Raw genomic sequence first — 12928 nt, 5'->3', positions numbered from 1 at the left:
GGTGGGCTCAGGACGATTGCGTCACGAACTTCGTGGCGAGGTAGCCGTCGAGGGCTTCCGACCCGCCCTCGCTGCCGTAGCCCGAATCCTTCATGCCGCCGAACGGCGTCTCCGGCAGGGAGATGCCATGGTGGTTGATGCCGATCATGCCGCTCTCGACCCGCGCCGCCACCTGCGCGGCCCGCGCGGCCGAGCGCGTGTAGGCATAGGCCGCCAGGCCGTAGGGGAGACGGTTGGCCTCGGCGAAGGCCTCCTCGTCGTCGGAGAACCGCTGGATGAGGGCCACCGGCCCGAACGGCTCCTCGTTCATGATCCTGGCCTCGCGGGGAACCTCGGTGAGGACGGTGGGGGCGAAGAAATGGCCGCGGTTGCCGATGCGGCCACCCCCCGTCGCCACGCCGGCGCCCAGCGCCACGGCATCGGCGCACAGGGCCTCCATCGCCTCCAGGCGCCGGCCGTGGATCAGCGGTCCCATCGTGGTCTCGGGCGCCAGGCCGTCGCCGACGACGATGCCGCGGGCCCGCTCGACGAAGCGGTCGCGGAACGCCGCGAACACGCGATCCTGGACGAGGAAGCGCGTCGGGGCCACGCAGACCTGCCCGGCGTTGCGGAACTTGTTGGCGGCCAGCACCTCCACCGCGCGCTCGACGTCGGCGTCGTCGAACACCAGGGCCGGGGCGTGCCCGCCGAGTTCCATCGTCACCCGCTTCATGTGGCGGCCGGCAAGGGCGGCCAGTTCCTTGCCCACCGCCGTGGAACCCGTGAACGAGATCTTGGCCACCACCGGATGCGGGATCAGGTAGGACGAGATCGCGGCCGGATCGCCGAACACCAGGGACAGCACGTCCCCCGGCACGCCCGCGTCCAGGAAGGCGCGCACCAGGGCGGCGCAGCTCGCCGGCGTGTCCTCTGGCCCCTTGAGGATGACGGAACAGCCGGTGCAGAGGGCCGCGGAGATCTTGCGGACCGCCTGGTTGATCGGAAAGTTCCAGGGGGTGAAGGCCGCCACCACGCCCACGGGCTGGCGCAGCACCACCTGCTGCACCTGCGGCAGGCGCGAGGGGATCACCCGCCCGTAGGCCCGCTTTCCTTCTTCCGCGAACCAGTCGATCACGTCGGCGGCGGCCAGGGTCTCGATGCGCGCCTCGGCCAGGGGCTTGCCCTGCTCCAGCGTCATGATCCGGGCGATGTCCTCGACGCCCTCGCGCAGGGTCTCGGCCGCGCGCCTCATGATCTTGGCGCGGTCGAACGCGCTGACCGTCCGCCAGGCGGCAAAGCCGCGCTCGGCCGCGGCCAGCGCCCTGTCGAGGTCGTCCGTCGTCGCCACGGCCAGCCGACCGAGCGCGTCGCCGGTGGCCGGGTTGAGGACGGGCAGGGTCTGGCCGCCCGAGCCCGGCGTCCAGGCGCCCGCGATATGCAGATCGATGTCCGGATACATGATGAGCGGTGACCCTCGCTGCGCCGGCCAGCGCGCCGACCCGCCCCATGTGATCCCCGAGGCGCCGGGCGGCAAGCCGGATGTCGCCGGTGCCGCACACCGGCGCCCACGGCAAGGCCGGGGCAGGCTTCGCCATCGCGTCGAAACCACGATGGGCCCGATGACGGGCGCTTTTTGACATGGGCCCGACAGACTATCCTTGTTCGACCTGCGGGAATGACTTGGTGCACGACTCATTCGACAGCATCGCGGGATATCGGCGAGTTTTTTATCGTAAGTTAAGGTTTGATCGCTAGTGATCGGACTGCGCAGTCCAAGCTTGCCTGCCGGCGAGCGTCCCTCCGGTGTCGGCTCTCGGCGGGTCCGCGCAAGGGACGAGCCCGGCCGACAACCAACGCCAGATCGCCGCCGACACCGATGGATCGAATCGCAAGACGGATCGCCTGCAACCGCGGAAGCACCGCCGTCGAGTTCGCGCTCGTGGCTCCGATGCTGCTCCTGACGATCGTCTTCGTCATGGTAGTGGGAACGGGGCTGTACCTCAACCAGGAACTCGACAACGCCACGGCGCAGGCGTCGCGGTCGATCATGACCGGTTCGGCCCAGGCATCGTCCATGACCCAGAGCACGTTGACCAGCAACATCTGCAGCCGGCTTCCCAGCGCGATGGATTGCGCCGACCTGATCGTCAACCTCTACATCGTTCCCAAGTCGGGAGGGCCCGGCGGATACTACACCTTCGTGAAAGACGATGTGAGCGGTCTCAAGATCCCGGACCTGACCCCCGGCGCGGGGACATTCAACATGGGCGTACAGGGCGACTACCAGTATCTGCAGGTCATCTATCCGATCCGAGTGCTGCCGTCCTTCATGACGACGATGCTCGGAAGTACCCAGTATAAGGGGTCTCCCGCCTATCTCGCCGTGTCGACCGCCGTTTTCAGAAACGAAAAATACTGATGGCCGGCCGGGCGATACCGATCGGAGCCTTCCTCCGCGATCGCAAGGCGATGGCCGCGATCGAGTTCGCGCTCATCATGCCGATCCTCTTCGCGATCATGCTGGGGGGGATCCAGGTCGTCTCCTACACCAACGCGGCGCGGCGGGTGGATCTCCTCGCCCGATCCATCGGCGAGATGATCTCCCAGGCCGTTCCCCCGGCCGGGGCGTCGGAGGCCACCGTCAATGCCCTCGACCTGCACTTCGCCTACGACGCGGCCCTGGTGACGTTTCCCTACGTGATGGCCGACGCCAAGCAAAAGGGCGTCCAGTGGTGGCAGAACATCGCCATCAACTTCGCTAGCATCCGCTTCACCCCGGTCTCGGGAAACTGCCAGGCGTCGGCCGATCCGAGCTCCTGCCGGGAAGCCTCCGTGGTCTGGACCAGTACCGGTGTCCATGGAGGGGGCTTTCGGACCTGCACGCCCAAGCAGACGCCGGTCGACGACACGAATCCTCCCTCGGCGACGACCCTGCCGCGGTCGATCTTCGGGGCCGCCTCCATCGTCGTGGTCGATGTCGTGTTCACCTTCAAGCCGACGTTCGGCGAGAACTTCGTGCCTGCGATCAAGATCGCTCGCACGGCCTACATGCAGCCGCGCTATGCGACGCTCATCAATTACGACACGACGAACAGCGACGGGATCGGTTCGAAATGCTGAAGCTTCCGGGTCGGACCGCATCCGCCAAATGTCGCTCGTCGTCGATCCGGAGCAGGATCGAGGGTAGTGTCGGGATCATCTTCGCGTTCACCCTGATCCCCGTGATCGGCATCGTCGGGCTCGGCATCGATTACGGCGTCGCGACCAGCAACAAGGCGAAACTGGATCGTGCGGCCGATGCCGCGGCGGTGGCCGCGGTCGTGACGGCGAAGACGTATCTCGCCAACAATCCCACCCAAACCGGCGTGACGACCAAGGCGATCGCCGCCGGGATCGCCCAGGCCACCAGTGTCTTCAAGGTCAACGCCGGCAACATCTCGCTCGGCACGTACCAGCTGCAGACGCCTCAATTGACGCGCACGGGGCAGACGTTCCGATCGACGGTCACCTACACGGCCGTCGTGCAGAACAGCTTCGGGCGGATCTTCAACGTCCCGACCGTGAACCTCCAGAACACGACGTCCGCCGCCGCCGACGTGTCGAGCTACCTGGACTTCTATCTGATGGTCGACGTGTCCGGCTCGATGGGGTTGCCGACGACGGCCGCCGGCATGACGACCCTGGCCAGCAAGAACGACGATATGTACGACGACTACAAGCAGGGCTGCCAGTTCGCCTGTCACTTTCCGGACAGGAAGGGTTGGACCCTGGCGGCCGGCAAGATCCAGCTGCGATCCGACGCCGTGAACTCGGCGGTCTGCTCTCTCCTCGCCCGCGCAGCCACTTCCAGCGTCACTGATCAATATCGCGTCGGGATTTATCCGTTCATCAATCAGCTTGCGACGCTGTCGCCGCTGACGAGCAACATCTCCTCCCTGAATACGGCAGCCCAATGTGGTTCGTCATGGCCGCTCGCGTTCACGAACCTGCTCGACACCGGAACCACGCAACTCTTCACGGCGGGGGATCCGACCACCGGGACGGGAAGTGGAGGAACCCACTTCGACGATGCGTTCAAGAAGATGCGCACGACGGTCTCGAAGTTCGGCGACGGCTCGACCGCGTCGGTGCCGAAGTCATTTATCTTCGTGATCACGGACGGGATGCAGAACGATCAGCACTATTTTGTGAAGAAAAACAGCAGCAGCCCTTATTCTTACCCCGGCAGGCCTTCCACTTTCCCTGGTCACGGCGATGCCTGGTGGGACGGCTCCAAGCCGTCTAAGATGGACCCGAAGGAATGCCAGGCGTTGAAGGACGACGGTGCCACGATCTCGATCCTGCATATTCCCTACAACCAGATCGCTTACGTCGATCGCGGCGGTGGAGTGGCTTGGGAGAACGGGATCGTGAACGGGTTCAGCCCGACCCTCGACGTGCCGTTGAAGGCCTGCGCCTCGCCCGGCTTCTTCCGGACGGCCAACACGCCGGCCGACATCACCGCCGCGCTGAACGCCATGTTCGACCAGGCCGTCCAGGTCGCCCACATCACGCAGTAGCGCCGACGCCCCTCGGCCGCGTCACAGGATGAAGCGGCTGAGATCCGTGTCGGCGGCCAGGCTCGCGACGCGCTCGCGCACGTAGTCCGCATTGATCGGGACGGTCTCCCCGGACCGGTCGGTGGCCGTGAACGAGATCTCGTCGATCACCCGCTCCAGCACCGTCTGCAGCCGGCGGGCGCCGATGTTCTCGACCGAGTTGTTGACGTCCACGGCGACGCGGGCCAGCGCGTCGACGGCGTCGTCGGAGAACTCCAGGGTGACGCCCTCGGTGGCCATGAGCGCGACGGTCTGCTTGATCAGGCTCGCCTCGGTGGTGGTGAGGATCTGCTTGAAGTCCTCCACCGTCAGCGGCTGCAGTTCGACGCGGATCGGGAGCCGGCCCTGCAGTTCGGGCAGCAGGTCGGAGGGCTTCGAGACGTGGAAGGCGCCCGAGGCGATGAACAGGATGTGGTCGGTCTTCACCGGCCCGTGCTTGGTCGCCACCGTGGTCCCCTCGATGAGCGGCAGCAGGTCGCGCTGCACGCCCTCGCGCGAGACGTCGGCCGAGGAACGGCCCTCGCCGGCGCAGATCTTGTCGATCTCGTCGAGGAAGACGATGCCGTTCTCCTCGACCTCGCGGATCGCGTCCTGGGTCAGGGATTCGGCGTCGACCAGCTTGTCGGATTCCTCGGCCAGCAGCGGCGCATAGGCCTCACGCACGGTCATCCGGCGCGGCTTGCCCTTGGCGCCGCCGAAAGCCTTGCCGAGCATGTCGCCGAGGTTGACCGCGCCCATGGCGGCGCCGGGCATCCCCGGGATCTCGAACATCGGCATGCCCGAGCCCGCCCCGCCCGACAGCTCGATCTCGACCTCCTTGTCGTCGAGCTCGCTGGCGCGCAGTTTCTTGCGAAAGCTGTCGCGCGTGGCCTGGCTGGCGGTGGGGCCGACCAGGGCGTCGAGGATGCGGGCCTCGGCGGCCGCCTCCGCCTTGGCCTGGACGCCGCGGCGGCGATCCTCGCGCTTGAGGCCGATGCCGATCTCGACGAGGTCGCGCACGATCTGCTCGACGTCGCGCCCGACGTAGCCGACCTCCGTGAACTTGGTCGCCTCGATCTTGAGGAAGGGCGCGCCCGCCAGCCGGGCGAGGCGCCGCGCGATCTCGGTCTTGCCGCAGCCGGTCGGCCCGATCATCAGGATGTTCTTCGGGGCGACCTCCTCGCGCAGCGGCCCGGTGAGCTGCTGGCGGCGCCAGCGGTTGCGCAGCGCGATGGCGACGGCCCGCTTGGCGTCGTGCTGGCCCACGATGTAGCGGTCGAGTTCGGAGACGATCTCGCGGGGAGAGAAGGTGGTCATCGGGTTCCGGGAGGGTGGGCGAGAGGATGGGGCAGCCGGGCGGAGAGGCCGCGCGGAAGGAGGCGCAGGACGAGCCCGCGCAAGGGATGCCAGCCCGCGCTCAGGAGGAGCACGAAGGCGCCCAGCGCCAGGAGGCTCAAGGGGAGCGAGCGGCTGGCGAGGCCCGCGTCGCGGATCAGGGTGCCGAAGGCGACCGCGGTATAGACCATCGCCGCCACCAGGATCGCCCGCCGGTCGGTGATCAGCGCCACGAGGGCCAGGACCAACACGATGGCGAGGACCGCCAGCGCCGCCGTGGAACTCGTCGCCCCTTGCGTGACCGTGACGAGGTTCGAGAGCACCGGATGGACGATCAGCGGCGCGGCCAGCAGATGCAGCCAGAACGCGATGTCGGTCTTGCGGCCGGACCTGTGCGGATCGGCGAGGTCGTAGCGCATCCCCAGGGCGAAGACCGCCAGGCCGGCGACGACGAACAGCGCGTCGCTGTGGCGCGCCGCAGCCTCCGGCGCCGCGGCGAAGGCCAGCCCGAGCAGGGTGGCGGCGAGGGCGGCCGTTCCCGCCGCGATGGTGACGGGGACGGCGAAGCGCCGGAAGTGCAGGGCGCAGAGGGCCAGCGTCCCGAGCCCGGCGATGGCCAGTCCGCCCGGGCTCGCGGCGCCGGAGCCGAAGAGGTCGAGGGCCGGAACCCAGCCGCCGAGCCCGCTCCCGTCGCCGAAGGCGAAGGCCAGCGCCGAGAAGCTGGCGCCGGCAAAGGCCAGCAGCAGGACGATGCTGGGCAGCGCCATCCGCCGGCGGCGGGTGAAGAACTCGGCGAGGCCCCAGGCCATCGCGGCGACGAGGACATGGCCGACCAGCGCCCCGGCGACCTCGGTGCCGATGTAGGCGGCGGTGCCGAGGAACAGGACGAGGCCGATGGTGACGAAGATGTCGGCAAAGCCGGTGACGAGCCGCAGCTGCTCGTCGTCCCGCGCCGCCTCGGCGGAGGGCACCGGCTCGTCGACGGTCTCCCGCGACAGGCCGGCGAGGTCGTGCGCCTGGGCTTGGGTGATGATTCCGCGGGCCACCGCCCGGTCGAGGAACGCCGTCTCGATCATCGGCCGCCCCCGGGCAGGGACGGCCGAGCCGTGACGGCGGCGTGGGGGACGAACGGAAACGGGGCTGGTTGGCGTCGCACCACCGGGACTTAAGCCCGACGGCGCCGGCTTTCCAGGCTCTGCTCGCCAGGCTCTGCTCGCCAGGCTCTGCTCGCCAGGCTCTGCTCGTTAGGCTGCGCTCGATCCGGCCCGTCGAACCGGCCGCTCTCAGGCCGCGCGCACGCCGCCCACGAAGTGGTCGACCTCGCCGGCCACCGCCTTCGACTGCCGCACGAGGCCTCCGGCCGCGTCGAGGACCTGGGAGGCGCGGGCGCCGGCCTGGACCGCGGCCTCCTGCACCTGGTTCATCGTCTCGGTGACGGCCTGGGTGCCGCGGGCCGCGTCGCTGACGCTGCGGGCGATCTCCTGGGTGGCGACCTGCTGCTCCTCCACCGCCGCGGCGACGCCGATGGCGATGCCGTGGACCGTGCCGATGGTGGAGCCGATCTCGGCGATGGCGTTCACGGTCTCGCGGGTGGCCTCCTGGATGGCGGCGATCTGGGTGCCGATCTCGTCGGTGGCCTTGGCGGTCTGCGAGGCGAGTTCCTTCACCTCGGCGGCCACCACCGCGAAGCCGCGCCCGGCCTCGCCGGCCCGGGCCGCCTCGATGGTGGCGTTCAGGGCGAGCAGGTTGGTCTGGCCGGCGATGTTGGAGATGAGGGCGACCACGTCGCCGATCCGAGAGGCGCTGTCGGCCAGGGCCTGGACGCGGGCGTTGGTCCGCTTGGCGCTTTCCACGGCACCGGCGGCGGCGGCGGAGGTCTGGGCGACCTGCATGCCGATCTCGTTGGCGGTGGCGGCCAGCTCCTCGGTGGCGGCGGCCACCGACTGGACGTTCATGGCGGTCTCGTTGGCCGCCGACATCACGGCGTTCGACTGGCGGTTGGTCTGGTCGGCATCGGCGGCCATGGCCTGGGCGGTGCGTTCCATCTCGGTGGCGGCGGTGGCCAGCGTCCGCACCAGCTCTCCGACGCTGCCCTGGAAGCCGTCGGCCAGGGACGACATCTCGGTGCGGCGGCGGTCCTGGGCGGAGGCCGTGACTTGGTCCTGGTGCGCGCGCAGGGTGGTGCTCTCGCGCATCGTCGCCGCGAAGACCGCCATGCTCGCCCAGATGGCCCCGATCTCGTCCTTGCCGGCCTTGACCGGCGGCAGGTCGTGGTCGCCCGCCGACAGGCGCCCGATCGCCTGGGAGACATGGGTGAGGGGCCGGGCGATCATGCGGTTGCCGACGATGCCGCCGATGAGAAGGCTGCCGAGGCCGCCGGCGATCGTGATCCCCACCAGCAGCATGAAGCGCTGGTCGTAGAGCACGTCGGTCTGGCGGTCGATCGCGTCCACCGTCGCCCGGCCGCTCGTGACCAGGGCGTCGATGCTGTCCTGGAAGGCCTGCCGGTTGGCGCGGTTGAGTTCGTTGAAGCCCTGTGCCGCCGCCGCCGCCGGTGCGACCTCGGTGCCCAGGCGCGCCGTCTCCTTGCGCAGGACGGTGAAGTCGGCCGCACCCGTGACGACGCGGTCGAACAGGACGCGCTCGCTGTCGGGCACGGTGGGCGCCCATTCGGTGAGCAGGGCGTTCATGGCCGAGAGGTTCTTGAGCAGGCGCTCGGCGTACTTCTTCGCGTCGGCGGTGTCCTTGGCCGCGTAGATGCCGCGGGCTTCCACCACCACGCCGGTGACGAGGCGGTTGAGGTTGGCCGCGTTGAGGGCGCGCTGCGAGGCCTGCTTGGCCTCGGTGATCGCGGTGTTGAAGGTGCTCAGGGTCGACAAGCTGATCGCGGCGATCACCACCGTCATCAAGCTGCAAGCAGCGACGAACACCAAGATTTTAGACCGGATCCGCATCGCCGCTCTCCATCGGGCACCATTCGATGGACCGACATAAAGGTAGAGGCTTTGCGACAGGGTTAACGAAGACAGAGATCGCTCAAACGGATTCGCTACTCAGGGATTCGATCACGAGATTCTCATTTGTGTAAACGCAAATTTCGGCTGCGATACCCATCGCCCTGCGCACGATGGCTTCGGCGTCGTGCTCGCCGTCCTCCAGGGCCCGCGCCGCGGCCAGGGCGTAGTTTCCGCCCGAGCCGATCGCCATGACGCCGCGCTCCGGCTCGAGGACGTCGCCGGCCCCCGAGAGCAGCAGGCTCACGTCCTTGTCGGCCACCAGCATCATCGCCTCGAGCCGGCGCAGGTAGCGGTCGGTGCGCCAGTCCTTGGTCAGCTCGACGCAGGCGCGGGTGAGCTGGCCCGGGTACTGGTCGAGCTTGGCCTCCAGCCGCTCGAACAGCGTGAAGGCGTCCGCCGTCGCCCCGGCGAATCCCCCGATCACCGATCCCTTGGCCAGCCGCCGGACCTTGCGGGCGTTGCCCTTGACGATGGTCTGCCCGAGGCTGACCTGGCCGTCGCCGCCGATGACCACGCGCCCGCCCTTGCGGACCATGAGGATGGTGGTGGCGTGCATCTGCGGCGGGCCGGATTCGGAATGGGGCAAGGATCGCTCCGTGGCGGATCGAAGGGCTGGCGGGAAGAGATCGGCGGTAGGTGGGCGTGCGCGGGCCGTTCGTCCAGTTCGCGGGCACCACGCCCCCAGCGCCTCCGGACTCGATCGCGGCCGCTTCAGGCCGCGGTCCGCTCCTGACAGGCGCCGCACTCGCCCTCGACCTCGAGGATGCGACCGGAGGGCTTGAAGCCGGCCTGCACCAGGGTGCGGTCGAGGGCGGTCTCGACGGCCGGGGCCGTGGTCTCGTCGATGGCTCCGCAGGTGCGGCAGATCAGGAAGACGAGCTTGGCCGACTCGCCGTGCTCGTGGCCGCAGGAGACGAAGGCGTTGCGGCTGGCGATCCGGTGGACGAGGCCGTGCTCGCCCAGGAAGTCGAGGGCGCGGTAGACCGACACCGCCGCGACCCGGCGGCCCTGGGCGCTCAGCCGCTCGGCGATGTCGTAGGCACCCATCGGCCGCGTCTGGGCGGCGACGGTCTCGAGGACGTCGCGGCGCAGGCGGGTGAACTGCAGGTCGCGGTCCCGGCAAAGGCGCTCGGCCCGCGCCACCACGTTCGCGCCGCAGGCGCCATGCCCGGCACCGTCCGATGATCCGGTGGCGTGGTCGTGCATCCCGTTGTCCCTAGCCTCTGTTCTCGCCGTCGTCCTCGGACCCGTCCCGCCGGAGCACCCCATCCCCGACCGGCCGGGAGCGCGGCCCCGGGCCGATTGAACCCGGCGGGTGTTACAGTGTATCAGCCCTGAACCATAATCCGACGCTCCCGTTCGGGCAAACGACCTCCCAAGACCCAAACCGGCGACCCGACCCCAAGACCCGACCCCAAGACCCGACCTCATGATCCGAACCCGTGACCGCATGACCGTTCCGCGCCGTTCCCTGTTCCAGGCCAGCGCCCTCGCGCGGTTTTCCGCCGCGGGCCTGTTGAGCGGCCTGCTCTGGGTCGCGATCGTCTGGGCCTGGCAATGACGGTGACGAGCGGCGTGCCGACCTTGCGTCCGCCCCCCGGCGACATCGTGCTGCGGGGCGTCACCCTCGGCTACGACCGGCACCCGGCGGTGCATCACCTCGACGGGACGGTTGCGGGCGGCGCCCTGCTCGCCCTCGTCGGCCCCAACGGGGCCGGCAAGTCGACGCTCCTGAAGGGCATCGTCGGCGAGATCGCCTGCCTTGACGGGTCGATCGCGCGGCCGGGCCGGGCCGACACCATCGCCTATCTGCCGCAGGCGGCGGAGATCGACCGCAGCTTTCCCCTCTCGGTGCTCGATCTGGCCGCCATGGGCCTGTGGCGGCGCTTCGGCCCGTGGCGGAGCCTGCGTCGGCACCGGCCGGACCTGCTCGCCGCCCTGTCGGCGGTCGGCCTCGACGGCTTCGCCGATCGCCCGATCGGGACGCTCTCGGGCGGGCAGTTCCAGCGCGCCCTGTTCGCCCGGCTGATCCTGCAGGAGGCCTCGGTCATCCTTCTCGACGAGCCGTTCTCGGGGGTCGACGGTCGCACGACGCAGGACCTGCTGGCGCTGATCCGGACCTGGCACGGCCAGGGCCGCACCATCGTCGCGGCCCTGCACGACCTCGGCCAGGTCACGGCGCATTTTCCCACGACCCTGCTGCTCGCCCGCGAGCCCGTGGCCTGGGGGCCCACCGCCAGCGTCCTCACCCCGCGCAACCTCGCCCGGGCCCAGAGCCTGTCCGAGGCCTGGGACGAGGGGGCGGCGATCTGCGCGCGCGACGACCACCACGGCCACGGCCCGCTTCCCCCCGGCGCCGCTGGAGACGGTCATTCGCACGGGCCTTCACACGGGGACGGGCACGGCCTGCATCGGCACGACCACGGGCACGACCACGGGCACGACCACGGGCACGACCACGGGCACGCCGCGTGATCGACCTCGTCTTCGGACCGTTCCTCGAATTCGCGTTCATGCGCCGCGCCCTCGTGGGCTGCCTCGCCTTGTCGCTGTCGGCCCCCCCCGTGGGGGTGTTCCTGATGCTGCGGCGCATGAGCCTCATGACCGAGGCGATGAGCCACGCGATCCTCCCCGGGGCGGCGGTGGGCTTCCTCGTGGCCGGCCTGTCGCTGCCGGCGATGACGCTCGGGGGGCTGGCCGCCGGCCTCGCGGTGGCGCTGCTCGCCGGGTTCGTCACCCGCTCCACCGTGATCAAGGAGGACGCGAGTCTCGCCGCCTTCTATCTGATCTCCCTGGCCGCCGGCGTCCTGCTCGTGTCGCTCAGGGGCTCGCAGATCGACCTCCTGCACATCCTGTTCGGCACGGTGCTGGCGCTCGACGACCCGGCGCTGCTACTGCTGGGCGGCATCGCCACGGTGACGCTGTTCGCGCTGGCCGCCCTGTACCGTCCGCTGGTGATGGAATGCGTCGACCCGCTGTTCCTGCGCAGCGTCAGCCGCGCCGGCGGGCCTGTGCATTACGCCTTCCTCGGCCTCGTGGTGATGAACCTCGTCGGCGGCTTCCAGGCGCTCGGCACGCTGCTGGCGGTGGGGCTGATGCTGCTGCCCGCGATCACCGCCCGCCTCTGGGCGGCGGACCTCAGCGGCCTGATCCCGGTCTCGATGGGTCTCGCGATGATCGCCAGCCTGACGGGCCTGAGCCTGTCGTACCACGCCGACCTTCCCACCGGCCCGGCCATCGTGCTGTCGGCCGGGGCGCTCTACCTCGTCTCGCTGCTGGTGGGCACCCGCGGCGGCCTGCTCCTCAGGCTCCTGCGCCGGCGCCACCTGGAGGCCTGAAAGCCCGGCGTCCGATCGCTACAGGCTGAGCAGTTCCATGATCCCGGTCACGATGGCGTAGACGAAGCCGGCGTTCAACAGCACGCCGATGACGCCGACCCCGAGGCCGACCATCACCACGAGGCCGTCGCGCTCGACGAGGCCGAGGCCCACGAGGCAGATCGCGATCCCCAGCGGGATCTGGCCGATGAAGGGTGCGGCCACGATCAAGGCCAGCGACAGCGTCAGGACGATCAGCCCGACGGTGCGCATGCCCAGCGGCGTCTCGAACAGGCTGAGGCGCGGCCGCGACCACCGCTCCAGCCGCCGCAGCAGCGGCACCGCCCGCTTGGCGGCGCGCTCGACGTCGCTGCGCGCCACCGAGCGCCCGAGCAGCATCTTCGGCAGCCACGGCGCGGCCATGCCGATCATGATCTGGAACGCCACGAGGAGGAGCAGCAGACCGCACACCAGCGGGATCGGCGGCGGCATCGGCAGGCAGTTGGGCAGGCCGAGGATGACGATGAGGAGGGCGAAGGCGCGGTCCCGCAGGACGGCGACGATGTCGCCGACGGTCAGCCTGTCACCTTCCTGCGCCGCCAGGACGGTGAGGACGTCGGATGTTCGTGCGCCTGAAGTCAAGAAGATCGGCCATCGGCTGCTGTCCCGGCGCGGGCTCTATCCTAGTCGGGCCCCGACGCCA

Annotated in this window: 13 protein-coding genes; 6 read left to right on the top strand and 7 right to left on the bottom strand. The window is 69.6% G+C overall.

Going from position 1 to position 12928, the window contains the following annotated elements; all coding sequences use genetic code 11:
• Positions 1-7: 7 nt before the first annotated feature.
• Complete coding sequence (locus ASG40_RS02140) at positions 8-1438, bottom strand: NAD-dependent succinate-semialdehyde dehydrogenase (protein WP_055879737.1); 1431 nt, start codon at positions 1436-1438, stop codon at positions 8-10.
• 417 nt (positions 1439-1855) lie between these two features.
• On the opposite strand from ASG40_RS02140, the gene ASG40_RS02135 reads away from it, so the two are divergent.
• From ASG40_RS02135 to ASG40_RS02125, 3 genes are read left to right on the top strand one after another with little or no spacing between them, the layout of a single operon-like run.
• Positions 1856-2398 carry a TadE/TadG family type IV pilus assembly protein gene (locus ASG40_RS02135; protein ID WP_055879733.1) on the top strand — a complete coding sequence of 181 codons (543 nt, stop codon included), beginning with the start codon at positions 1856-1858 and terminating at the stop codon, positions 2396-2398.
• Between the two features lie 50 nt (positions 2399-2448).
• Positions 2449-3099: a TadE family protein gene (locus ASG40_RS02130; RefSeq protein ID WP_244472233.1), complete on the top strand. Its 651-nt coding sequence runs from the start codon at positions 2449-2451 to the stop codon at positions 3097-3099.
• Positions 3093-4538, top strand: a complete 1446-nt coding sequence (locus ASG40_RS02125; RefSeq protein WP_055879727.1) for a TadE/TadG family type IV pilus assembly protein — start codon at positions 3093-3095, stop codon at positions 4536-4538. Before ASG40_RS02130 ends, ASG40_RS02125 begins: the two co-directional genes overlap by 7 nt.
• Before the next feature lie 21 nt (positions 4539-4559).
• Here ASG40_RS02125 and hslU read toward each other — a convergent pair whose 3' ends face one another.
• From hslU to ASG40_RS02100, 5 genes are all read right to left on the bottom strand, one after another.
• Positions 4560-5873: an ATP-dependent protease ATPase subunit HslU gene (gene hslU, locus ASG40_RS02120; protein WP_055879724.1), complete on the bottom strand. Its 1314-nt coding sequence runs from the start codon at positions 5871-5873 to the stop codon at positions 4560-4562.
• Positions 5870-6967, bottom strand: a complete 1098-nt coding sequence (locus ASG40_RS02115; protein ID WP_055879719.1) for a hypothetical protein — start codon at positions 6965-6967, stop codon at positions 5870-5872. Before ASG40_RS02115 ends, hslU begins: the two co-directional genes overlap by 4 nt.
• 207 nt (positions 6968-7174) lie before the next feature.
• Positions 7175-8797, bottom strand: coding sequence for a methyl-accepting chemotaxis protein (locus tag ASG40_RS02110; RefSeq protein ID WP_338011757.1), 1623 nt, complete (start codon positions 8795-8797; stop codon positions 7175-7177).
• Positions 8798-8927: 130 nt separating this feature from the next.
• Entirely contained in the window at positions 8928-9464 is a 537-nt protein-coding gene (hslV, locus tag ASG40_RS02105; RefSeq protein ID WP_055879714.1) for an ATP-dependent protease subunit HslV, read from the bottom strand.
• Positions 9465-9619: 155 nt separating this feature from the next.
• A complete protein-coding gene (locus ASG40_RS02100; protein ID WP_082523848.1) occupies positions 9620-10114 on the bottom strand; it encodes a Fur family transcriptional regulator in 495 nt (164 codons plus the stop codon).
• 223 nt (positions 10115-10337) lie between these two features.
• Here ASG40_RS02100 and ASG40_RS22305 point away from each other — a divergent pair, with 223 nt between their 5' ends.
• From ASG40_RS22305 to ASG40_RS02090, 3 genes are read left to right on the top strand one after another with little or no spacing between them, the layout of a single operon-like run.
• Positions 10338-10469, top strand: coding sequence for a hypothetical protein (locus ASG40_RS22305; RefSeq protein WP_274533812.1), 132 nt, complete (start codon positions 10338-10340; stop codon positions 10467-10469).
• Positions 10470-10483: 14 nt separating this feature from the next.
• Positions 10484-11383: a metal ABC transporter ATP-binding protein gene (locus ASG40_RS02095; RefSeq protein WP_244480501.1), complete on the top strand. Its 900-nt coding sequence runs from the start codon at positions 10484-10486 to the stop codon at positions 11381-11383.
• 38 nt (positions 11384-11421) lie between these two features.
• The gene (locus ASG40_RS02090) at positions 11422-12246 is read left to right on the top strand and encodes a metal ABC transporter permease (protein WP_156387543.1); all 825 of its coding nucleotides are present in this window, start codon (positions 11422-11424) and stop codon (positions 12244-12246) included.
• 18 nt (positions 12247-12264) lie between these two features.
• Here the strand turns inward: ASG40_RS02090 and ASG40_RS02085 are convergent, their stop codons facing one another.
• Entirely contained in the window at positions 12265-12867 is a 603-nt protein-coding gene (locus ASG40_RS02085) for an exopolysaccharide biosynthesis protein (protein WP_055879706.1), read from the bottom strand.
• Positions 12868-12928 lie beyond the last annotated feature (61 nt).

It is taken from the genome of Methylobacterium sp. Leaf399 (assembly GCF_001424525.1).
Lineage (GTDB): Bacteria > Pseudomonadota > Alphaproteobacteria > Rhizobiales > Beijerinckiaceae > Methylobacterium.
Note: the sequence above shows the minus strand (reverse complement) of the source record. Positions and strands in the feature narration are given on the sequence as shown.